This is a genomic window from Asanoa sp. NPDC049573, assembly GCF_040676615.1.
Lineage (GTDB): Bacteria > Actinomycetota > Actinomycetes > Mycobacteriales > Micromonosporaceae > Asanoa.
In genome coordinates this window covers 26,757-48,198 of sequence record NZ_JBFAPI010000012.1, presented here as the reverse complement: position 1 = coordinate 48,198, position 21,442 = coordinate 26,757, and the positions used below count along the sequence as shown (strand labels likewise).

Annotated in this window: 22 protein-coding genes; 17 read left to right on the top strand and 5 right to left on the bottom strand. The window is 72.4% G+C overall.

The genetic code is table 11. The annotated features are described in order from the left end of the window. Nucleotides 1-87 precede the first annotated feature (87 nt). Both AB0J74_RS24885 and AB0J74_RS24880 read left to right on the top strand, forming a co-directional pair. Nucleotides 88-678 (top strand): ABATE domain-containing protein, encoded by a 591-nt coding sequence (locus tag AB0J74_RS24885; protein ID WP_363451850.1) that lies wholly within the window; start codon nt 88-90, stop codon nt 676-678. 43 nt (nt 679-721) lie between these two features. Beyond that, on the top strand, nt 722-1,201 hold the full coding sequence (locus AB0J74_RS24880; protein ID WP_363451848.1) for a pyridoxamine 5'-phosphate oxidase family protein: 480 nt from the start codon (nt 722-724) through the stop codon (nt 1,199-1,201). Here AB0J74_RS24880 and AB0J74_RS24875 read toward each other — a convergent pair. The 5 genes from AB0J74_RS24875 to AB0J74_RS24855 form a co-directional block, all read right to left on the bottom strand. Continuing rightward, entirely contained in the window at nt 1,198-3,450 is a 2,253-nt protein-coding gene (locus AB0J74_RS24875) for a UvrD-helicase domain-containing protein (protein ID WP_363451846.1), read from the bottom strand. The genes AB0J74_RS24880 and AB0J74_RS24875 overlap by 4 nt on opposite strands. Before the next feature lie 165 nt (nt 3,451-3,615). Further along, nucleotides 3,616-4,176, bottom strand: coding sequence for a hypothetical protein (locus tag AB0J74_RS24870; RefSeq protein WP_363451844.1), 561 nt, complete (start codon nt 4,174-4,176; stop codon nt 3,616-3,618). A 201-nt stretch (nt 4,177-4,377) separates the two neighbouring features. Next, nucleotides 4,378-5,118 (bottom strand): amino acid ABC transporter ATP-binding protein, encoded by a 741-nt coding sequence (locus AB0J74_RS24865; RefSeq protein WP_363451842.1) that lies wholly within the window; start codon nt 5,116-5,118, stop codon nt 4,378-4,380. Next, nucleotides 5,115-5,951: an amino acid ABC transporter permease gene (locus tag AB0J74_RS24860; RefSeq protein WP_363451840.1), complete on the bottom strand. Its 837-nt coding sequence runs from the start codon at nt 5,949-5,951 to the stop codon at nt 5,115-5,117. The genes AB0J74_RS24865 and AB0J74_RS24860 overlap by 4 nt, the downstream gene beginning before the upstream one ends. Continuing rightward, the gene (locus AB0J74_RS24855; protein WP_363451838.1) at nt 5,948-6,817 is read right to left on the bottom strand and encodes an ABC transporter substrate-binding protein; all 870 of its coding nucleotides are present in this window, start codon (nt 6,815-6,817) and stop codon (nt 5,948-5,950) included. Before AB0J74_RS24855 ends, AB0J74_RS24860 begins: the two co-directional genes overlap by 4 nt. 176 nt (nt 6,818-6,993) lie before the next feature. On the opposite strand from AB0J74_RS24855, the gene AB0J74_RS24850 reads away from it, so the two are divergent. From AB0J74_RS24850 to AB0J74_RS24780, 15 genes are all read left to right on the top strand, one after another. Next, the gene (locus tag AB0J74_RS24850) at nt 6,994-7,512 is read left to right on the top strand and encodes a SigE family RNA polymerase sigma factor (protein ID WP_363451836.1); all 519 of its coding nucleotides are present in this window, start codon (nt 6,994-6,996) and stop codon (nt 7,510-7,512) included. Then, nucleotides 7,509-8,378, top strand: coding sequence for a GerMN domain-containing protein (locus tag AB0J74_RS24845; RefSeq protein ID WP_363451834.1), 870 nt, complete (start codon nt 7,509-7,511; stop codon nt 8,376-8,378). Before AB0J74_RS24850 ends, AB0J74_RS24845 begins: the two co-directional genes overlap by 4 nt. Before the next feature lie 47 nt (nt 8,379-8,425). Then, nucleotides 8,426-8,689 carry a phosphoribosyl-ATP diphosphatase gene (locus AB0J74_RS24840; protein WP_116070035.1) on the top strand — a complete coding sequence of 88 codons (264 nt, stop codon included), beginning with the start codon at nt 8,426-8,428 and terminating at the stop codon, nt 8,687-8,689. 47 nt (nt 8,690-8,736) lie between these two features. Continuing rightward, a complete protein-coding gene (hisG, locus tag AB0J74_RS24835) occupies nt 8,737-9,579 on the top strand; it encodes an ATP phosphoribosyltransferase (RefSeq protein WP_363451832.1) in 843 nt (280 codons plus the stop codon). A gap of 36 nt (nt 9,580-9,615) precedes the next feature. Beyond that, nucleotides 9,616-10,107 carry a PH domain-containing protein gene (locus tag AB0J74_RS24830; RefSeq protein ID WP_363451830.1) on the top strand — a complete coding sequence of 164 codons (492 nt, stop codon included), beginning with the start codon at nt 9,616-9,618 and terminating at the stop codon, nt 10,105-10,107. A gap of 40 nt (nt 10,108-10,147) precedes the next feature. Further along, nucleotides 10,148-12,031, top strand: coding sequence for a diguanylate cyclase (locus tag AB0J74_RS24825; protein WP_363451828.1), 1,884 nt, complete (start codon nt 10,148-10,150; stop codon nt 12,029-12,031). A gap of 54 nt (nt 12,032-12,085) precedes the next feature. Beyond that, nucleotides 12,086-13,237 carry a hypothetical protein gene (locus AB0J74_RS24820; protein ID WP_363451825.1) on the top strand — a complete coding sequence of 384 codons (1,152 nt, stop codon included), beginning with the start codon at nt 12,086-12,088 and terminating at the stop codon, nt 13,235-13,237. 297 nt (nt 13,238-13,534) lie between these two features. Then, the gene (infC, locus tag AB0J74_RS24815) at nt 13,535-14,176 is read left to right on the top strand and encodes a translation initiation factor IF-3 (RefSeq protein ID WP_363452228.1); all 642 of its coding nucleotides are present in this window, start codon (nt 13,535-13,537) and stop codon (nt 14,174-14,176) included. A 21-nt stretch (nt 14,177-14,197) separates the two neighbouring features. Continuing rightward, nucleotides 14,198-14,392, top strand: coding sequence for a 50S ribosomal protein L35 (gene rpmI, locus AB0J74_RS24810; RefSeq protein WP_089255971.1), 195 nt, complete (start codon nt 14,198-14,200; stop codon nt 14,390-14,392). A 30-nt stretch (nt 14,393-14,422) separates the two neighbouring features. Then, the gene (gene rplT / locus AB0J74_RS24805; protein ID WP_363451823.1) at nt 14,423-14,812 is read left to right on the top strand and encodes a 50S ribosomal protein L20; all 390 of its coding nucleotides are present in this window, start codon (nt 14,423-14,425) and stop codon (nt 14,810-14,812) included. A 5-nt stretch (nt 14,813-14,817) separates the two neighbouring features. Continuing rightward, nucleotides 14,818-15,642 carry an RNA methyltransferase gene (locus AB0J74_RS24800; protein WP_363451821.1) on the top strand — a complete coding sequence of 275 codons (825 nt, stop codon included), beginning with the start codon at nt 14,818-14,820 and terminating at the stop codon, nt 15,640-15,642. A gap of 31 nt (nt 15,643-15,673) precedes the next feature. Further along, nucleotides 15,674-16,741 (top strand): phenylalanine--tRNA ligase subunit alpha, encoded by a 1,068-nt coding sequence (locus AB0J74_RS24795; protein WP_363451819.1) that lies wholly within the window; start codon nt 15,674-15,676, stop codon nt 16,739-16,741. Next, the gene (gene pheT / locus AB0J74_RS24790) at nt 16,742-19,255 is read left to right on the top strand and encodes a phenylalanine--tRNA ligase subunit beta (RefSeq protein WP_363451817.1); all 2,514 of its coding nucleotides are present in this window, start codon (nt 16,742-16,744) and stop codon (nt 19,253-19,255) included. 184 nt (nt 19,256-19,439) lie between these two features. Then, nucleotides 19,440-20,654, top strand: coding sequence for a nucleotide sugar dehydrogenase (locus AB0J74_RS24785; protein WP_363451815.1), 1,215 nt, complete (start codon nt 19,440-19,442; stop codon nt 20,652-20,654). Then, nucleotides 20,651-21,433, top strand: a complete 783-nt coding sequence (locus tag AB0J74_RS24780) for a glycosyltransferase family 2 protein (protein ID WP_363451813.1) — start codon at nt 20,651-20,653, stop codon at nt 21,431-21,433. Before AB0J74_RS24785 ends, AB0J74_RS24780 begins: the two co-directional genes overlap by 4 nt. Nucleotides 21,434-21,442: the final 9 nt, after the last annotated feature.

Sequence of the window (21,442 nt, the reverse complement as noted above, 5' to 3'; positions counted from 1 at the left end):
AACTCGACGCTATTTGCATTAGTTACGGGGCGCAACCGGTTCTCGAGAAAACTCGCGATCGTCTCACCTAATGGATAAAGTTGGCCGGTGAGCATAAGCCTGGCCGACGTGCAGCACGCCGGCTTCCCGATGGGCGGCGAGCCGCTGGTGGCGCTCGACCTGGTCGACACCAAGATGCTCGTGACCGACCCGCCGACCGACCTGATCGCCGACCCCGCGACGGCACAGGCCTGGTGGCGCCTGCAGGCCGGCCGGCTGCCCGCCGGTCCCGTTCCCGACCTCCCGGCCACCCGGCGGCTCCGCACCGCGATCCGCGACCTGTTCGACGCCCATCTCGAGCACCGCACTCCCGACCCTGGCTCGCTCGACGACGTCAACGCGGCCGCCTCGGCGGTGCCGACCAGCCTGCGGCTGGCCCCGGCCGGCGACGCCTATCGCGAAGAGGTCCGCTGGCACACCGAGCAGGGCGGCAACGCGGCCCTCGCGGCCACCGCCCGCGGCGCCATCGAGTTGCTCGCCGACCCGGCCCGGCTGGCCCGGCTGCGGCGCTGCGCCAGCCCCGACTGCTCGATGCTCTTCCTCGCGGAGACCACCCGCCGCCAGTGGTGCACCCCCAACATCTGCGGCAACCGCGCCCGGGTGGCCCGCCACTACGAGCGCACCCACAAGCATTCCTAGAACGTGCGACGATGGCTGCTCTTCTGATGCGGGAGGGGTGCCTGTGGCGGCCGAGGAACTCAACGACCGGGCCCGGCGAGTCATCGACAGCAACAAATATCTGACGCTCGGCACCACCGGGCCCGACCACCGGCCGCGGGTGTCGCCGGTCTACTTCACCCACGTCGGCTACCGCGAGTTCTACTGGGTGTCGTCGCCGCTGGCGCACCACTCGGTCAACGTCGCCGAGCGACCCGACGTCGCCCTCGTCATCTTCGACTCGACCGCCGCGATCGGGGAGGGGCGCGCGGTCTACGTCGACGCGGTGGCCGCCCAGGTTCCCGACGACGAGTTGCCGCGGCGCTGCGCCGAGGCGTTCGCGCGGCCGGCGCCGGGCGTGACGGCGTTCACGCCCGGCGACCTCGACAGCGCCGCCGACCTGCGGCTCTACCTGGCCCGCGCGACCGGCCACGAACTGCACGTGCCGGGCCGCGACCCCGTCTACGGCAAGGGCCTGGACTCCCGGCAGCGGGTCGAGCCCTAGCTCAGCTCGGCCGGCAGCGGTGCCCGGTGCAGCACCACCAGGCCGGCGACCGCGCGGGTCAGGGCAACATACAGCCGGTTCAGGCCGCGGGGTTCGGCCGCCACGATGGCGGCCGGCTCCACGACGACCACGTGGTCGAACTCGAGGCCCTTGACCAGGCTGGCCGGCAGCACGGTGACCCCCGGCAGGTCGAGCGAGCCGGCCAGGTCGTCGGCCGCGATGACCGCGACCGTCGCGCCGGCCGGTGCTTCGGCGACGGCGTCCCGCGCCGCGGCGGCGAGGTCGTCGACCCGGCGCACCGACAGCGTGCCGCCGGGCTGGTAGGACCGGGTCGGCTCGATGCCCGGCGTGAGCGCCTTGGCCGCGTAGTCGGCGATCCGTTGCGGCACCCGGTAGCCGGTATGCAGGTCCAACGCCCGCACCTCGCGCTTGCCCAGCCGGGCCAGCAGTTCCGCCCACGAGTCGCCGGCCAGCGGGTGGGTGGCCTGGCCGAGGTCACCGACGACCGTCATCGACGCGTACGCCGCGCGCCGCGCGATCATCCGGCACTCCATCGGCGACAGGTCCTGCGCCTCGTCGAGGATCACGTGCAGATAGTGGTCCTCCACAGGAGCGTCGTCGGGCTCGTCGACCGGCAACGGGTCGGCCAGCACCGGCACGTAGCCATCTTCGCCGTGCGGGTCGAAGCCGTCCCGCCAGCCGACCACCCGGTGCCCCTCGCGCAGGATGATCGCTTCGGCCCAGCGCTGTGCGACCCCGTAGGCGTCGTTGTCGATCGCCGGCCCGGCGACCGCGATCGGGGTCGCGAGCCCGGGCGCGTACAGCTCCCATCCGTCGCGCAGCCCGCAGCTCAGCACGAAAGTCTCGGCCAGCCGCAGGTCGCTGGTCAGCTCCCGCAGTCGCCATTGCGGCGCGGGTGCCTTCGGCGCCTTCGGCGGCGCACCGAGCAGTTCGGACAGTTCGTCGAGCAGGGGTACGTCGTCGACGGACCAGTCGCCGGTGTAGGAGCCGGCCAGTGCCTCGGCGTCGTCGACCCCGACCACCCGGGCCGGGTCGGCCAGCCAGGAGAGCACCAGCGGCGGTGTCAGCGGCGGCCACCAGGCCCGCAGGAACCGCTCGAACTCGCCGCGCCCGGCGACCTCGTCGGCGAACATCTCCCGGTCGAGGTGGGCCCCGTCGACCTTGGTCCAGAGGGCGTCGACCAGCGCGGCGACGGCCTCCGGGCGGGCGCCGTTGGGCGGCGTGCCGGCTCTGTCGCACCGGGCCCGCACCCGCCGGCGGGCCACGGCCAGGTCGCGCGCGTCGAGGGTGAGCACCTGGCCGGCGTACACCAGGCGGAGCCGGTCCGGTGCGGTTGGCGGCGTCTGCCACATCAGCTCGACCAGCACGTCGAACATGCGCTCGCTGCCCTTGATCGCGGCGATCTCCGCGCGGTCGCGGCGGGTGGCGGTCACGCCGTCGACGAGTTCGCCGATCGCGCGCAGGTGCACGCTGTCCTCGCCCAGCGAGGGCAGCACCCGGCCGATGTAGCTGGTGAACACCGTCGACGGCCCGACCACCAGGATGCGGCCGCCGGTGAACCGGCCGCGGTCGGTGTAGAGCAGGTAGGCCGCCCGGTGCAGCGCGACCTGGGTCTTGCCGGTGCCCGGCCCGCCGGTGATCAGGGTGACGCCGCGGGCGGGTGCGCGGATGGCCTCGTCCTGCTCGCGCTGGATGGTGGTGACGATGTCGCGCATGTGCGGGCCGCGCGAACGGCGCAGCGCGGCGAGCAGCGCGCCCTCGCCGAGCACCCGCAGGTCGCCGACCCGGTCCGGGGTGAGCACGTCGTCGTCGAGGTCGACCACCGCCTGCCCGCGGCAGAAGATGACCCGGCGGCGCACCACGCCGAGCGGCTCGCCGGCGGTCGCGCGGTAGAACGGCGCGGCGGCCGGTGCCCGCCAGTCGACCAGGAGCGGCTCGTGACCGTCGCGGACGCCCAACCGTCCGATGTGGTAGGTCTCCCCGTCGTCGAAGTCGAGCCGGCCGAACACCAGACCGTCTTCCTCGGTGTCGAGCTCGTGCAGCCGGACGGCCGCCCGGTGCACGATCGCGTCGCGCTCGACCAGGCCGACGACGCTGCTGCCGCTCGCGCGGCCGTGCCCCTCACCCTCCAGCGCCCTGGCCTGCGCCCGCAACTCCTCGAGCCGTTCGTAGACCCGATCGACAATCTTCTGTTCGGCGGCGATTTCCTGCGTCCTGCCTGCGGGCACGATGCTCCCCGGGTTCCGTGCGTGGATTGGCTCCGGCGAGCATATGGGCGGTTCTGAGCCAGAAAATCAGCACCCGGGCCGATTCGGTTCGCTTGACCCGCGGATATAGTTGAGAAGGACAAGGGGACGCCACCGGTGGTGGCGTCCCCTGTTTTGTGTCCAGGGTCAGCTCGGCGCGGTGTAGCAGACGACGTGGACGGTGCCCGTTCCCGGCACGGCGGCCGAGTTGCTGAAATTCGCTACCCAGCCGGTCACAGGGCCGGCGCCGAACTGCGGATCGGGCCGACTGGCGAGCACCCGCACGAAGTTGCTGTTCTCCGTGAACCCGCCGCCGGTGGCGACCATTCCCGTCGGGCAGTTGACGGTGACCGGCGTGTCCGAGGCGCCCGCCGGGATGGTGCCGCTGTTCGAGAAGGGCTGGCCGCCGGTGAGGCCGGGCGGCCCCGCCGGGCCGCGCGGTCCGGGAGCGCCGCGGGGTCCCTGCGGTCCGCGCAGGCCCCGCACGTTCCACACCACCCAGCGCTCGCCCTTGTCGCAGCGCTGGCCGCCGCCGTTGAACGGGTTGGGGATGCGCACGTCGCCGGTCCGGTTGTTGACGCACGCGTAGATGGTGCCGGCCGCTTGCGGCTGGGCCTCGGCGAACCCGTCGAGGGCCAACACGACCGCGGCGGCCACGCCGGTCACGCCGAGCGCGCGCCGCACCCGCCGCTTGGTAACTGGTTCCACGACTCTCCTCGATGAAATCCGAGATCTCTCCTCATTGGAGACAAATCGGTTATATCGAAGAATCCACAAGGACCGTCGACGCCACTCCGCACGCTAGGTAGTCACAGCGTGACTATCTGTTGATTATGCGAACATTCTCGCCGGCTTTGGCCTGGGATGGGTATGCCATGCCCGGGTCCTGGACACGCAGCGCCGGTGAAGCTACGCGGTCGGTGCCAGGCGGCGGAGGAACTGTTGGGTGCGTGGCTCGGCCGGGTTGTCGAGGACCTGCTCCGGCGGGCCCTGCTCCAGGATGCGGCCGGCGTCGAGGAAGCAGACGCGGTCGGCCACCTGCCGCGCGAACGTCATCTCGTGGGTGGCCAGGACCATGGTCATGCCGTCGGCCTTGAGGTCGCGGATCAGGTCGAGCACCTCGCCGACCAGTTCCGGGTCCAGCGCCGACGTGACCTCGTCGAGCAGCAACAACCTGGGTGAGTTGACCAGCGCGCGCACGATCGCGACCCGCTGCTGCTGGCCACCGGACAGGCGGTCGGGATAGGCGTCGGCCTTGTCGGCCAGGCCGATCCGGGTCAGCAACGCCAGCGCCTGGTCGCGGGCCTCGGCCTTCGGGCGCTTGTGCACGCGGACCGGCGCGAGGGTGATGTTGTCCAGGACCGACAGGTGCGGGAACAGGTTGTACGCCTGGAAGACGATGCCGATCTTCCGGCGTACGAGATCGGGGTTGATCCTCGGATCGGTGATGTGCGAGCCGTCCAGGTGGATCGTGCCGTCGTCGAGGTCTTCCAGCAGGTTGACGCAGCGCAGCAGCGTCGACTTGCCCGAGCCGGACGCGCCGATCAGCGCCACCACCTCGTGCTCGGCCACCTCGAGATCCAGCCCGTCGAGCACCACGGACGACCCGAAGACCTTGCGGACGCCCTGGCACGACAGCACGGCGGTCATCGGCCGGCCTGCCGGCGGGCGGCCCGCAGCGTCACCCAGTCGGTGACCGCGATCAGCGGGATGGCGAGCAGCACGAAGAGCACCCCCGCGACGATGTAGGGCGTGTAGTTGAAGTGTTCGGCGGTGGAGATCTGCGCCGCGCGGACCGCGTCGATCGGGCCCGCCAGCGAGACCAGGCCCACGTCCTTCTGCAGCGCGACGGTGTCGTTCAGCAGCGGCGGCGCCACCCGGCGGACCGCCTGGGGCAGCACCACGTGGCGCATCGCCTGCCGGTAGCTCAGGCCCAGCGACCGCGCGGCCGCGACCTGGCTCGGGTGCACCGACTCGATGCCGGCGCGGAACACCTCGGCGATGTAGCCCGAGTAGGTCAGCACCAGCGCCGCGCCGCCGAGCACCAGCACCGAGGGCATGCCCTGCAGGCGCAGGCCGGGGACGCCCAGGGTGAGCACGTAGATCACGATGATCAGCGGCAGGCCGCGGAACGTGTAGGTGTAGCTGACCGCGAGCGCGCGGACCGGGAAGAAGACCGGACCGCGCAGGGTACGCAGCAGCGCGATCACCAGGCCCAGGCCGAGCGAGCCGAGCGCGCAGAAGAACAGCAGCCGGAGGTTGAGCCAGAGCCCGCGCAGGATGTCGGGCAGCGCGTCGGCGGCGATCGACGGGTCGAGGAAGCTCTGCCGGACCCGGTCCCAGCCGGGCGCGCCGGTGACCGCGACCACCAGCAGCACGCCGACCACCGCGGTGGAGACGGCGGCGACCAGGATCGACCGGATCGTCTGGCGTCGCCGCCAGGCGATCCGGTCCTGCTGGACAGCCGAGAGGGGCTGGGTCACGAGAGTTCGGGCGCGCCCGCCGTGTCGGCGAGCCACTTCTTCTCCAGCCCGGCGAGCTGGCCGCCGTCGCGGAGCTTGTCGACGGCGCCGCTCACGCACCTGGTCAGCGGTGAGCCCTTGTCGAGCAGCAGGCCGAACGTCTCGGGCGTGCCCACCTGCGGAAGCTGCCCGACGATCTTGCCGTCGGTCAGCTCGGCGCCGGTCATGTAGAACGCCGTCGGCAGGTCGACGACCAGGCCGTCGATCTGGCCGTTCTCCAGCGCCTTCTTGGCGTCTTCGTTGGTGTTGTAGACCTGTGGCTGGCTGCTCGGCTTGATCAGTTCGTTGACCGCCTGGAAGCTGGTGGTGCCGACCTGGGCGCCCAGCTTCGCCGACTTCAGCTCGGCGATCGACCTCGCGTTGGCGATCTTCGACGACTTGAGCGAGATCACGGTCTGCCGCACGAGGTAGTAGGGCGACGAGAAGTCGACCGCCTGCTGCCGCTCGGGGGTGACCGAGAACTGGTTGATGTCGAAGTCGAAGGCCTTCGGGCCCGGCGCGATCGCGTTGTTGAAGGTGACCCGGGTCCAGGTCACGTCGGCCTTGGCGTAACCGAGTTGCTCGGCGACGGCGTAGGCGACCGCGGACTCGAAGCCCTCGCCCGACTCGGGCTTGTTGTCGACCACCCACGGCTCGTAGCCCGGGTCGTCGGTGGCGACCGTCAGCTTGCCGGCGGTCTTGGTCTGGAGGGAGTCCTTTGTGCACGACGCGGCGGCGGCCGACCCCGACGGCGCGGCCTCCGGCGTCTCCTCGGGCGCGCACGCCGCGAGGGTGGTGATGAGGGCGGCCGCGACAGCGACCGCGAGGGGGGTAGCTCGCCTGGACATGTGGGACAGCTTAGAGACGCGAAGGTGAACGTCCATCGAGTTCCCTATCACACTGGTCGGGAATTTGGACATTCGACCCATGGCGTACGTTCCCGGCGGGCGGTAAACCGGATCCGAGGCCCGCGCGTCATCCTCGCGTGCGAGCCGAGCTGACCGCGCCGCGTCCCCGGAGCCGCATGGGCGAGCGACCGAACACCGAATGGAACGCCGACGAGGCGGTCACCCATCTCTTCGGCGCGCACTACCGGCCGATGGTGCGGCTCGCTAGCCTGCTGCTGCACGAGCGCGGCCTGGCGGAGGAGATCGTGCAGGACGCGTATGTCCGGCTGCACACCCGTTGGCACCGCCTCCGCGATCCTGACAAGGCGCTGGCCTACCTGCGCGTCACCGTCGTCAACGGCTGCCGGTCGGCGCTGCGGCACCGTCGGGTGGTCGACGCCCACCTGGCCGCGAGCCGCCCGCCCCCGGACGTGCAGAGCGCCGAGGCCGGCGCCCTCGACCTGCTCACCCAGGCGGCGGTGGTGGCCGCGCTCCGCCGGCTGCCGTCGCGCCAGCGGGAGGCGATCGTGCTGCGCTACTACGCCGACCTGTCCGAGGCGCAGATGGCCGAGGCGATGGGCGTCAGCCGCGGTGCGGTCAAGAGCCACCTGTCCCGCGGCGTCGCCGCCCTGCGCCTGACCCTGGAGCGGCTGTGACGAACGTCGACGAGATCATCCGGCGCGCGCTGGATACCGAGGCGGCCACGGTCGAGGTGCGGCCGGACGCCCTGGCCACGATCCGGGCGGCGACGCGGCGGCGGCGTACCCGATTCACTGTCAATGCCTGGATCGGCGCCGGCCTGGCCACCGCGACGGCCGCGACGGTCGCGTTCTTCGTGCTCGACGCACCGCGGCCGGCGCCGCCCGAGCGGCCCGCGGCGACCCGGCCGACCGCGGTGGAGCGGCTGCTCGCCGTCTACTACGTCGGCCCCGACCGCGACGACCGGCTGGTGCGCGAGTTCCACCGGGTGACGCCGGCGTCCGACTCGGTGGAGGACCAGGCGCGGGCGGCGCTGGGCGTGATGTTCGGCGGCGCGCCGGCCGACCCCGACTACGCCACCGCCTGGCCGGCCGGCATCGCGGTGCGGGACGTCACCGTCAGGGGCGACGTCGCCACCGTCCGACTCGCCGGCGCGGCCAGCCTGACGCCGATCGCGGCGCAGCAACTGGTCTGGACGGTGACCGCGATCGGCGGGCTGAAGGGCGTCCGTATCGGTGGCGGTGCGGCGCTCCGGCGTGCCTCCGCCGTCGACACGCTCGCGCCGGTCTGGCTGATCAACCCCCAGGAGGGTGAGACGGTGGGCCCGGATCTCGACCTGCACATCGCCGGCTTCGCGTCGACGGCGCACGTGCGGATCACCGACGGCACCGGCCGCGTCGTGCTGGAGCAGGACGTCGCGCTGACCGGCGGCAGCCCCGCGCAGGGGGAGGCCAACCTCGGCGTCGCGGTGCGGCCCGGCCGCTACACCGTCACCGTGACGGCCGGCGGCGGCACCGACGACCATTCCTTCCAGGTGGGATAGGCCCGGGCGGGTTCGGCGGCCGCGTCGCTGCCTGGTTGGATGGCTGCGTGAAGACGTTCGAGGAACTCTTCGCCGAGTTGCAGGCGAAGGCCGAGGCCGGCACGCCGGGCTCCGGCACCGTCGCCGCGCTCGAGCGCGGGGTGCACGCGATCGGCAAGAAGGTCGTCGAGGAGGCGGCCGAGGCGTGGATGGCCGCCGAGCACGAGGGCCCGGAGCGGGCCGCCGAGGAGATCTCGCAGCTGCTCTACCAGGCCCAGGTGCTGATGCTGGCCAGCGGCCTGAAGTTGGAAGACGTCTACCGACATCTGTGAGCCCGCCTCCGCTCACCGGTTCGACGCCTTCCAGAGGAGCTCCAGAAATGCTGCGCATCGCCGTGCCCAACAAAGGCACCCTTTCCCGTCCGGCCGCTGAGATGCTGCGCGAGGCGGGCTACCGCCAGCGCACCGACGAACGTGACCTGGTCTGCCGCGACGAGTCCAACGACGTCGAGTTCTTCTACCTGCGCCCCCGCGACATCGCCACCTACGTCGGCTCCGGCGACCTCGACCTCGGCATCACCGGCCGCGACCTGCTGGTCGACGCCGGCAGCCCGGCCGACGAACTGCTCGACCTCGACTTCGCGGGCGCCAGCTTCCGGTTCGCCGCGAGCCCGGCGACGCTGACCACGGTCGACGAGATCGCCGGCCGGCGGGTGGCCACCTCGTTCCCGGGGGTGGTCAACCGCTACCTGGCCGACAACAACATCGCCGCCCAGGTGATCCGGCTCGACGGCGCCGTCGAGAACGCGGTCCGGCTCGGCGTGGCCGACGTGGTCGCCGACGTCGTGCAGACCGGCGCCACCCTGCGCCAGGCCGGCCTGGCCGTGCTCGGCGACCCGATCCTGACCTCGTCGGCGTTGTTGATCGGGCGGGACTCGGTCTCCTCGGCGCCGGTGGCCCAGCTGATCCGCCGCCTGCAAGGGGTGTTGGTCGCCCGCCGCTACGTGATGCTCGCCTACGACGTGCGGGCCGACCTGCTCGAGCAGGCCACCGCGCTCACGCCGGGCATCGAGTCGCCGACGGTCTCGCCGCTGCACCGCGAGGGCTGGGTCGCGGTCCAGGCGATGGTGCTGCGCACCGACGTGCACAAGATCATGGATGAGCTGTACGACCTGGGCGCCCGCGCGATCCTGGTCACCGGCATCCACAACTGTCGCCTCTGACCGGGCCCGCGGCCCGCTGTGGCAGACTGGGCTGCCGTGACCAGTGACACGGCGTCAACAGACCCGGCCGGCACGGTGACCTTCCGCCCGCAGCGGGCCCGCAAGGTCGCGATCATCGCGGCCGCGGCCGTCGTGATCGTCTTCACCGCCGTCAGCTTCGGCCTGACCGGCTCGACCGGCGAGGGCCAGGCCGTCTTCCAGCGCGGCGACCAGACCGCGATGATCGGCCTGGGCCTGGCGTTCGCCGCCGGCATCCTGCTGTTCCTGCGCCCGCGGGTCGACGCCGACGCCACGGGCATCCGGATTCGCAACGTCATCGGCTCCTACGACCTCCCCTGGGAGGTGGTCCGGGCGATCCGCTTCGAGCGCGGTGTCTCGTTCGCGGGCGCCGAACTCCACGACGACGAACTGGTCACGATCGTCGCGCTTCAGTTCGTCGACCGGGAGTACGCGCTGGCCGGCGTCCGCGCCCTCCGCCACCTGCTGGCCGCACACCAGAACGCGACAGCGACGGCCGAATCGGGCTGAAAGTCCCTCGCGTCGGCGGCCGGCGTGGTGTCATGGGGGCTTGACGGCGGCCGAGCTTGGCAGGAGCGTGGGGCCCGCCGGCGGTGTGCTGGCCAGGCCCTGGCTCTGGCTACTCCTGGGCACGTTCGTCACCGCCACCATCCTGATCCTCACCGGCCCGGCTCCGGCGGTCACCTCGTGGGTGACCCAGTCCGCGTGCTTCGTCGCGTTCGCCGGGCTGTCCTGGCAACTGGCGGACCGCCGCCGCGACTCGCCCGGGGCCCGCCAGTTCTGGCGGGCGGCCACGGTCAGCGGCGTCATATTCGTCGCCGCCGCGGTGCTGCGATCGGTCGACGTGGCCGTCGAACCCGGGCTGCACAGCACCGCCTGGACCGCGCCGACCGCGCTGGTCACGATCGGATCCGCGTGGCTGCTGGCCTTCATCTTCGTCTGCATCGAGCGCGGCGGCCCGGCCCGGCGCGACCTGTGGGTCGACGCCGGCACGGTCCTGGTGGCGGCCGCGGTCTTCATCTGGACGATCGCGCTGACCGGTGCGCTCAGCGCCGAGCAGCCCGAGGACCGGGTCTGGACGGCCGTCGGCGCGATCATCCTGCTCGTCTCGGCGTTCGCCGTCACGCACCTGCTGGTCACCGGTGCGGCGCCGTTCCCGGTCGCCACCGGCGTCTGCATCGGTGTGGCCGCCGCCCTGCACGGGCTCGAACGCGCACTGAACCCGCAGGTCATGAACGCCGACGACAGTGAGTGGGTGCTGGTCATCCGGTTGCTGCCGGCGCTGCTGCTCGCCGCCGCGCCATGCCTGGCGCAGTTGACGACCGCCGCTCCGCTGTTCGAGGGCCGCCGCACCCGGCTCGCGGCGCCGCTGGTCGCCCTCGGCACCACGCAGGCGCTGCTCATCGCGCAACTCGCCGACGAGGGGCTGAGCGCGCGCAGTTGGGGCACCGCCATGGGCACCGTGATCATCGCCGGCCTGATCATCGTGCGGCAGGACGCGTTGCTGGTCGAGAACGCCCGGCTGGTCGGCACGCTCGACCGGACCGTCGACGCGGTCGGCCGCCGGGAACGCTGGTTCCGCTCGCTGGTGGAGCACGCCACCGACATCACCCTGGTGCTCGACCGCGCCGGGGTGGTCACCTACACGACGCCGGCCCTGTGGCCGGTGCTCGGGCAGGACCCGTCGGCCGCCGTCGGTCGGCCGGTTGCCGACCTCCTGCGCCCGGTCGACGCCCGGCAGTTCGACAGGCTGCTGGCGCCGGTGCTGGCCGGCCGGTCGACCACCGGGACCGACGAACTCGAGGTGCGGCGCGCCGGGGGCGCCCGCGTCTGGCTGGAGGTGATCGCGACCGGCCGGCTCGGCGACCCCGCGGTCGCCGGGGTGGTGCTCAACGTGCGCGACGTCTCCGACACCGTCGCGCTGCGGGAACGGCTCTGGCACGACGCCAGCCACGACGCGCTCACCGGCCTGGCCAACCGCGCGCTGTTCAACGAGCGCGCGGAGGCACTGCACGACGCCGCCGCCCGCGGCCGGGGCACCGGGGTGCTGCTGCTCGACCTCGACCAGTTCAAGGAGGTCAACGACGAGTTTGGGCACCCGGCCGGCGACGAGTTGCTGCGGATCACCGCGCGGCGGATCGAGCACAGCGTGCGCCCGGCCGACACCGTCGCCCGGTTGGGCGGCGACGAGTTCACCGTGATCTTGGTCGACACGACCGAGCGGGCCGCCGCGGACACCGCCCGGCGGATCGTCGACGCCCTGGCCCGTCCGGTGTCGATCGACGACCACATCCTGCACCCGGCGGCCAGCGTCGGCGTCGCGGTCAGCGTCGACAAGCCGATCGAGGCCCTGCTCCGGGACGCGGACGAGGCCATGTACGCGGCCAAACGCAACGGTTCCGGCGCCGAAGTGTTCCACGAGCACCCGCGCTAGCACTGGCCGAACGGGGGAATCGACGGCCGTCGCCGGCACGTAGGTTCTCCTGCCATGACCTTGATCACCGCCGATCCGCAGCCGTCGGCCGCGTCCCGGCCACCCCGGCCGGCATCGGTGACCGTCGCGTTCTGGCTCCAGATCGGCGCGGTCGCGTTGCTGCTCGGCATGATCGGCCTGCTGGTGGCACACGCCATCTACTTCGACGGACAGATCTCCCGCGCCGTCGCCCTCGTGCCCGACGCGGACCCGGTCGAGATCAGCGACGAGCGTTCGGCCAACGTCTTCAGCGCCGTCGTCCCCGGCGTCCTGCTGCTGCTGATGGCGGCCTGGCTGGCGGCGACCGCGGTGCCGATGCGCCGGGGCCGCAACGTCGCCCGGGTGCTCGTCTTCGTCGGCGGGGGCGCCCACCTCCTGGTGGGCCTGGCACCGTGCGTCGTCGGCCTGTTCGCCGTCCCGTTCTTCGTCGGCGGTCTCGCGGACCCTGGCATCGGCGACGTGCCCGTCGACGACGTACCGGTGGACGGCCTGCCGTGGCAGGAGTCGCGTTTCCTCGACACCCTCTACTCCCGGACGACGGCCTTCGACGACGCGGTCTTCGGCGGCGTGAGCATCGGCACGGTGCTCGAACTGCTCCTGGTGATCGCGATCGTGGTGCTGATCGCGGTGCCGCCGGCCCACCGCTATTTCGTGCCCCGCCCACCCGCGCCGGCCTGGCCGGTCGGCTACCCCGGCTATGCGCCTGCCGCCGGGTACGCCGCCGGCTACGCGCCTGCGGCCGGCTACGCGCCTGCGGCCGGGTACGCGCCTGCGGCCGGCTACGCGCCTGCGGCCGGGTACGCGCCTGCGGCCGGCTACGCGCCTGCGGCCGGCTACGCGCCTGCGGCCGGCTACGCGCCCGCGACCGGCTACATGTCCGTGCCGGGCTACGCCCCCGGTGCGGGAAACCCGGCCGCGGCCGGCTACGCCCCTGCGGCGGGCTACGCCTCCGGTGCGGGAAACCCGGCCGCGACCGGCTACGCGGGATCGGCCGGGGACGCGCCCGGGTTCGAGCCCCCGGCCGGTGCGGCGCAGCCGTGGCCGGGCGGGGCGGCCTGGCCGCCGCCGCCGTATCCTGGCCCCTTGGTGATCTGCCCGGACCCCGCCGCCCACGTCGCGCCGCCGGCGCCGCCGGCAGCGCCGGAGGACCCGGCGTCACCGGTGTAACCGGTGCCCGTTTCGCGGGGTGGCGCCCGACCTGGTAACCTTGTCGTCGTCGACCATGCTGTCCGCGCGTTCGCGCGTGGGTGGCGGTGAAGCGGAGCGCCTGCTCCCACCCGAGCCTCGATCACGAGCGCCGGGTCCGGTCACCGGATCACGAGCCTGTGGGCTCTGGTGCGGGAGTGCACGCGTGAGCGTGCCGACCGGTCGAGCGGGCCCTGGCATGCGCCGGGGCCTTCTGCTTCTCCTCGGTTGGCGCACAAGCTGCGACCGCAGCAACAGGCATGGCAACGAGGAGGCCTCATCAGCGTCGAACCACGCGTCAACGAGCAGATCCGGGCACGAGAGGTCCGACTGGTCGGTCCTGAAGGCGAGCAGGTGGGCATCGTCCCGCTGGAGCGCGCACTTCAGCTGGCGGCGGATGTAGACCTGGACCTGGTCGAGGTTGCGCCGATGGCGCGCCCGCCGGTGTGCAAGCTCATGGACTTCGGCAAGTTCAAGTACGAGAGCGCACTGAAGGCACGCGAAGCACGGCGAAACCAGCAACAGACGGTCATCAAGGAAATGAAGCTCCGTCCGAAGATCGACCCGCACGACTACGAGACCAAGAAGGGTCACGTGGTGCGGTTCCTCAAGGCCGGAGACAAAGTCAAAGTCACGATCATGTTCCGTGGTCGCGAGCAGAGTCGTCCGGAGCTGGGCTACCGCCTGCTGCGCCGGCTCGAGTCGGAGATCTCGGAACTGGGATATGTCGAAGCCGCTCCCAAGCAGGACGGCCGCAACATGATCATGGTGTTGGCCCCTCACCGGGCCACCAAGGCCGCCGCGGTGGCCGCGAACACCAAGCCGCCCTCGGCCCGCGAGCAGCGTGCGGACGAGAACGAAGCCGCCGAGGCGGCGTCATCGGCTACCACGGCCGGGCCCGCCGGAAATCCCGGCGAGTGACAGGGGAGAAGACGTAACAAGATGCCGAAGATGAAGAGCCACACCGGTACGGGCAAGCGCGTCCGTGTCACCGGCGGCGGCAAGATCGTGCACGAGCCCGCCGGTAAGCGGCACAAGCTCGAGGGCAAGTCCTCGACCCGCACCCGTCGGCTGTCCGGCACCGAAGAGATTTCGAAGGCCGACACCAAGCGCATCAAGAAGCTGCTCGGGCGCTGACGCGCGCCACCGACCGAAGGAGAACACTCGATGGCACGCGTCAAGCGGGCGGTCAACGCCCAGAAGAAGCGCCGCACATTGCTCGAGACCGCGAGCGGATACCGCGGTCAGCGCTCCCGCCTTTACCGCAAGGCCAAGGAGCAGGTGCTGCACTCGATGCAGTACTCCTACCGCGACCGTCGCGACCGCAAGGGTGACTTCCGCCAGCTGTGGATCACCCGGATCAACGCCGCGGCGCGCGCCAACGGCATGACCTACAACCGGCTGATCCAGGGCCTGAAGCTGTCCGGGATCGAGGTCGACCGCAAGATCCTGGCCGACCTGGCCGTGCACGACGAGGCCGCCTTCGCGGCGATCGTCGAGGTCGCCAAGGCCGCCGTCGCGGCCGAGGGCACCGGCGGCGCGGCGAAGGCCGCCTGAAGCGGTTGTCGGCGCAGCACCAGCGACCCGGGGTCGTTCCGTTCACCGAGCGGACACCCCGGGTCATTGCTGCCCGCCGCCTGCACCGGCGGAAGGACCGTGACGAGACCGGCCTGTTCCTGGCCGAAGGTCCGCAGGCCGTCCGCGAGGCGCTGGCCGCGGGAGCCGTCAAGGAACTGTTCGCCACCGAAGAGTCCCGCACCCGGCACCCGGAGCTGACGGAGCGGGCGACCGCGGTCACCGACGGCGCGATCGCCGCGCTGGCCGAGACCGTGGCGCCGCAGGGGCTCGTCGCCGTCTGCCACCAGCCGGGCGTACGCCTGGCCGGCGCGCTCGCGAAGCGGCCGCGTCTCGTGGCCGTGCTCGCCGAGATCCGCGACCCGGGCAACGCCGGCACCATCCTGCGCACCGCCGACGCGGCCGGCGCCGGTGCGGTGGTGTTCGCCGGTGACGCGGTCGACCCGTACAACGGGAAGTGTGTCCGGGCCAGTGCCGGCAGCGTGTTCCATCCGGACGTCGTCCGCGACGGCGACCCGGCCGCGGTGGTCGCGAGCCTGCGGGAAAACGGCCTGACCGTGCTCGCGGCGACCGGCTACGGCGATTCCGACCTCGACGACCTCGCCGACAGCGGTGGGCTCGCCGGGCCGACCGCGTGGCTGTTCGGTTCGGAGGCGCACGGCCTGCCGGAGCCGTTGCTGGCCGCCGCCGACCACCGGGTCCGGGTGCCGCTGCACGGCCGCGCGGAGAGCCTCAACCTGGCCGCGGCGGCCGCCGTCTGCCTCTACGCCAGCGCCCGAGCCCTGCGCCGCCCGGCACCGGCCCGCCCGTAGACTTGCGAGGTTGTCCCGCCGAGGGAGAGTCATGTCCTACCGCAACGACCCCTATGACCCCAAGCAGGTCGCCTACCTCGATCCCGCCGCGCTCGACGCGGCGGTCGCCGAGGCCGACAAGGCGTTCGCCGGCGCCGCCGATCCCGACGCGCTGACCCAGCTTCGCCACCTGCACCTCGGCGACCGGGCGCCGGTGTCGCTGGCGCGGCGCGAGATCGGCGCCCTGCCGCCGGCCGCCAAGTCCGACGCCGGCAAGCGGGTCAACGAGGCCCGGCGGCACATCCAGGAACTGTTCGACGCCCGGTCGGCCGCGCTGGCCGCGGAGCGCGAGCAGCGGGTGCTGGCCGAGGAGCGGGTCGACGTGACGCTGCCCTGGGCCCGCCGACCGCGCGGCGCCCGGCACCCGCTGAGCACGCTGATGGAGCGGATCGGCGACCTGTTCGTCGGGATGGGCTACGAGATCGCGGAGGGTCCCGAGGCCGAGCTCGAGTGGACCAACTTCGACGCGCTCAACATCCCGCCGGACCACCCGGCGCGGGGGCTGATGGACACGTTCCACATCGGGCCCGAGGGCAGTGGCCTGGTGCTGCGCACACACACCAGCCCCGTGCAGGCGCGGGCGATGCTGACCCGCACGCCGCCGATCTACGTGATCGCGCCCGGCCGGGTCTACCGCACCGACGAGCTCGACGCGACCCACACGCCGGTCTTCCACCAGGTCGAGGGCCTGGTCGTCGACCGCGGCATCACGATGGCCCACCTGCGCGGCACGCTCGACCACTTCGCCCGGGCGATGTTCGGGCCCGACGCGCGCACCCGGTTCCGCCCGCACTACTTCCCGTTCACCGAGCCGTCGGCCGAGTTCGACATCTGGTTCCCGGAGCACCGCGACGGTCCACAGTGGGTCGAGTGGGGCGGCTGCGGCATGGTCAACCCGCGGGTGCTGCGCGCCTGCGGCATCGACCCGGACGAGTTCAGCGGTTTCGCGTTCGGGATGGGCATCGAACGGTCGCTGATGTTCCGGCACGGGATCAGCGACATGCGCGACATGGTCGAGGGTGACGTGCGCTTCACGCGCGCATTCGGGATGGAGCTGTAGATGCGGGTCGGACTGTCCTGGCTGCGCGAGCACGTCGACCTGCCGGCCGACCTGTCCGCCGACGACCTCGAGGCGGCCCTGGTCGGCCTCGGCATCGAGGTCGAGTCCATTGTCGACCTCCGCCGCTCGGTGACCGGCGGCCTGGTGGTCGGCCGGGTGCTGACCGTCGAGGAGCTGACCGGCTTCAAGAAGCCGATCCGGTTCTGCACCGTCGACGTCGGTCCGGCCAACGGCACCGGCGCGCCACAGGAGATCGTCTGCGGCGCCAGCAACTTCGCGCCCGGCGACCTGGTCGTGGTGATCCTGCCCGGCGGCGTGCTGCCCGGCGGGTTCGAGATCGGCGCCCGCAAGACCTACGGCCACATGTCGGCCGGCATGATCACCTCAGCAAGTGAATTAGGACTGGGCGACGGCGGTGCCGCCGGCGCGCGCGATGACGGCATCATCGTGCTGCCGCCGGAGACCGACGCGGTGCCCGGCGACGACGCCCGCCCGCTGGTCGGGCTCGACGACGTCGTGGTCGAGGTCGAGATCACCCCGGACCGGGGGTACGCCATGTCGGTCCGCGGCATCGCCCGCGAGCTGGCGCTGGCCGTGGGCGTGCCGTTCCGCGACCCGGCCCTGGTGCCGGCGCCCGGCGCGACGGCCGAGCCGGCCTACCCGGTCGAGGTGCGCGACCCGGTCGGCTGCGACCGGTACGCCGGCCGCGCGGTCCGCGAGGTCGACCCGGCCGCCGTGACGCCCGCGTTCATGGTCCGCCGGCTCGCCCAGGCCGGCATCCGCACCATCTCGCTGCCGGTCGACATCACCAACTACCTGATGCTCGAGCTGGGCCAGCCGATGCACGCGTTCGACCTCGACCGGGTGCGCGGCCCGCTGGTCGTCCGCCGGGCCACGCCGGGCGAGAAGCTGACCACGCTCGACGGCGTCACCCGCACGCTCGACGCCGAAGACATGGTGATCTGCGACGACACCGGCCCGATCTCGCTGGCCGCGGTGATGGGCGGCGAGACCAGCGAGGTGCACCCCGGCACGACCGACGTGCTCTTCGAGGCGGCGCACTGGGACCCGGTGATGGTCGGCCGCACCGCCCGCCGGCACAAGTTGTTCAGCGAGGCCGCCAAGCGCTGGGAACGCGGCGTCGACCCGGCGCTGCCACTGGTCGCGCTGCAGCGGGCGGTCGAGCTGATGACCACCTACGGCGGCGGCACCGTCGGCGACGAGATCCTCGACCTCGACGCGGTCCAGCCCCGCCGCCCGATCGAGATGGCCGTCGACCTGCCCACCCGGCGCGTCGGGGTGCCCTACGAGCCGGCCCGGGTGGTCGCCCTGCTCGAAGCCGTCGGTTGCACGGTCACCGTCGACGGCCAGCGGCTATCCGCCGTGCCGCCGACCTGGCGGCCCGACCTCACCGACCCGGCCGACCTGGTCGAAGAGGTCGTCCGGCTGGACGGCTACGACAAGGTGCCGGGGCGGCTGCCCCTCGCGCCGGCCGGTCGCGGCCTGACCGACGCCCAGCGCCGGCGCCGCTCGGTGGCCCGCGCGCTGGCCGAGACCGGCCACGTCGAGGTGCTGTCCTACCCGTTCGTGGGCATCGCGGCGCTCGACGCGCTCGGCATCCCCGACGACGACCCGCGGCGGGCCCTGGTGCGGCTGGCCAACCCGCTCTCCGACGAAGAGCCCTACCTGCGCACCACGCTGCTGCCGCCGCTGCTGGCCACGCTGCGCCGCAACGTCGGCCGGGGCGCCCGCGACCTCGCGCTCTACGAGGTCGGCGTGGTCTTCCAGGCACGCAGCGGCGCCGGCGCGCCGCCCGTGATGGGCGTCGACGACCGGCCGGCCGAGTCGGTCTTCGCCGCCGCCGACGCGGTTGTCCCGGAGCAGCCGTGGCACGTCGCCGTGGTGCTGGCCGGCGAGGCCGAGGCGGCCGGCTGGTGGGGCGGCGGACGCCCGGCCAGCTGGGCCGACGCCGTCGAAGCCGCCCGCACGGTGCTCGACACCGCCGGCATCCCGGCCGAGCGGGTGGTCGTGCGGTCGGCGGCGGTGGCACCGTGGCATCCGGGCCGCTGCGCCGAGATCGCGGTCGACGACGTCGTGGTCGGCTGGGCCGGCGAGTTGCACCCGGCCGTGGTGGCCGCGCTCGACCTGCCCAAGCGGACCGTGGCCGCGGAGATCGACCTCGACGCGGTCCCGGCCGCGCCGGTGGCACCGGCGCCGCGGGTCTCCGGCTTCCCGCCGGCGCTGATCGACGTGGCGCTGGTGGTCGGCGACGGCGTCCCCGCCGCCGACGTGCAGCGGGCGATCGCCGACGGCGCGGGCGAGTTGCTCGAGTCGGTGCGGCTGTTCGACGTCTACGCGTCGGAGCAACTCGGTGCCGGCCGCAAGTCGCTGGCCTACAAGCTGACCTTCCGCGCGCCCGACCGCACGCTCACCGTCGACGAGGCGGTCGCCGCGCGTGACGCCGCGGTCGCCGAGGCGGCCAACCGGTTCGGCGCCACGTTGCGCGGCGCCTGACCACGAGAAAGCGGCTGCCGGACGGATGAATCCCGGCAGCCGTTCGCGCGTGCGCGGCCGAATCACGAAAGAGTGGTGACGTTAGCCGGATGCGGGATTGGACCGCTCTCTCACGTTCGGCTAGCCTGCGTTGGTTGTCGATCCGAATGGCGTGTCGTCATCCGCACCTTTCACGGGAGATCACGTGGCCTCTGCCCATGAGCCGGCTACCGGGTTCGATGTAGACGTCTGCGTCGTCGGCGGATGTGGCCGGGTCGGCCTCCCGCTCGGCATCGCGCTCGCGTCCCGCGGCCTGTCGGTGGTGCTCTACGACATCAACGCCGACGCGGTCGACGTGGTCAACTCGGGCACGCTGCCGTTCGCCGAGGAGGGCGCGGCCGACGTGCTCGCCGACGTGGTGTCGGCCGGGCGCCTGCGTGCCAGCACCGATCCGGCCAGCGTCGGCTCCGCCGAAAACCTGGTCGTGGTCGTCGGCACCCCGGTCGACGAGCACCTCAACCCCGACCTCGGCGCCGTGCCGCGGGCGCTGGAGCGCTGCGCCGAGCACCTGCGCGACGGCCAGTTGGTGGTGCTGCGCAGCACCGTCTACCCGGGCGTCACCGCGCTGACCGAGAAGTTGCTGGCCAGCAAGGGCATCGGCGCCGACGTGGCGTTCTGCCCCGAGCGGATCGCCGAGGGCAAGGCGATGACCGAGCTCTTCGAGCTGCCGCAGATCGTCGCCGCCCGCAACCCGACGGCGCTGGCCCGGGCCGAGGCGCTGTTCCGCAAGCTGACCACCCGGATCGTGCCGCTCGAGCCCGAAGAGGCCGAGCTGGCCAAGCTGTTCACCAACACCTGGCGCTACATCAAGTTCGCGACGGCCAACCAGTTCTGGATGATGGCCAACGACTTCGGGCTCGACTTCGCCCGGATCCGGCACGCGATCGCGTTCGACTACCCGCGCGCGGCCGACATCCCGATGCCGGGCTTCGCCGCCGGGCCGTGCCTGTTCAAGGACACGATGCAGCTGGCAGCGTTCAACCGCAACAACTTCGTGCTCGGCCACTCGGCCATGCTGATCAACGAGGGCCTGCCGCTCTACCTGGTCTCCCGCCTCGAGGAGCGCTACAACCTGGGCGAGCTGACCGTCGGCATCCTGGGCATGGCGTTCAAGGGCGGCAGCGACGACCCGCGGGAGAGCCTGGCCTACAAGCTGCGCAAGATCCTGTCGCTGAAGACCCGCGAGACGCTCTGCACCGACCCGCACATCGTCGACGACCGGTTCACCCCGCTCGACGAGGTGCTCAAGCGGGCCGACCTGCTGGTGATCGCGTCGCCGCACGCCGAATACGCGGCCCTCGACACCGACATCCCGATCGTCGACATGTGGGGGCTGACGGGGCGGGGCGTGCTGGTATGACGCCGCGGGTCTCGGTCGTCATCCCGGTCTACAACGAGGGTGAGAACATCACCCGCTGTCTCGACCGGATCCTGCGCGAGGTGCTGCTGCCGGCCGAGGTCCTCGTGGTGCACGACATGCCCGAGGACACGACCGTGCCGTACGCGCAGGAGATCGCCCGGCACGACCCGCGCGTCCGCACCGTGCTCAACACCTACGGCCGCGGCCCCGCGAACGCCATCCGGTTCGGCATCGACGCGGCGCAGGCACCCGTCGCCGTGGTCACCATGGCCGACGGCTGCGACGACCCGCGGCAGATCGACGACCTGGCCCGGCTGGTCGACCGCGGCGTGGTCGTCGCGGCCGCGTCCCGCTACATGCCCGGCGGCCAGCAGGTCGGCGGGCCCCGGTTCAAGCGGCTGATGTCGAAGTGGGCCGGGCGCACCCTGCACATGTTCGCCCGCGCCGGCACCCGCGACGCGACGAACAGCTTCAAGGCCTACGACACCGCGTTCGTCCGCGAGGTCGGCATCGAGTCGCGGACCGGTTTCGAGATCGGCCTGGAGCTGACCGCGAAGGCGACCCGGCTGCGCCGGCCCGTCGCCGAGATTCCGACGATCTGGCTCGACCGCCAGCTCGGCGAGTCCCGCTTCGACCTCGGCCGGTTCATGCCCGGCTACCTGCGGTGGTACTTCTTCGCCTACGGCCGCCGGCTCACCCCGGATCGCCTCGGCGCCAAGGCTCCCACGCAACGCGGCGCCGGCACGGCGCTGTCCGACGACCTCCAGAAAACTCGATAGAGGAGAGCA

Coding starts and splice junctions, on each gene's coding strand:
- AB0J74_RS24780 (WP_363451813.1), top strand. CDS start 20,651: ATGACGCCGCGGGTCTCGGTCGTCATCCCGGTCTACAACGAGGGTGAG.
- AB0J74_RS24865 (WP_363451842.1), bottom strand. CDS start 5,118: ATGACCGCCGTGCTGTCGTGCCAGGGCGTCCGCAAGGTCTTCGGGTCG.
- hisG (WP_363451832.1), top strand. CDS start 8,737: ATGCTGCGCATCGCCGTGCCCAACAAAGGCACCCTTTCCCGTCCGGCC.
- AB0J74_RS24855 (WP_363451838.1), bottom strand. CDS start 6,817: ATGTCCAGGCGAGCTACCCCCCTCGCGGTCGCTGTCGCGGCCGCCCTC.
- rplT (WP_363451823.1), top strand. CDS start 14,423: ATGGCACGCGTCAAGCGGGCGGTCAACGCCCAGAAGAAGCGCCGCACA.
- AB0J74_RS24820 (WP_363451825.1), top strand. CDS start 12,086: ATGACCTTGATCACCGCCGATCCGCAGCCGTCGGCCGCGTCCCGGCCA.
- AB0J74_RS24850 (WP_363451836.1), top strand. CDS start 6,994: ATGGGCGAGCGACCGAACACCGAATGGAACGCCGACGAGGCGGTCACC.
- pheT (WP_363451817.1), top strand. CDS start 16,742: ATGCGGGTCGGACTGTCCTGGCTGCGCGAGCACGTCGACCTGCCGGCC.
- rpmI (WP_089255971.1), top strand. CDS start 14,198: ATGCCGAAGATGAAGAGCCACACCGGTACGGGCAAGCGCGTCCGTGTC.
- AB0J74_RS24795 (WP_363451819.1), top strand. CDS start 15,674: ATGTCCTACCGCAACGACCCCTATGACCCCAAGCAGGTCGCCTACCTC.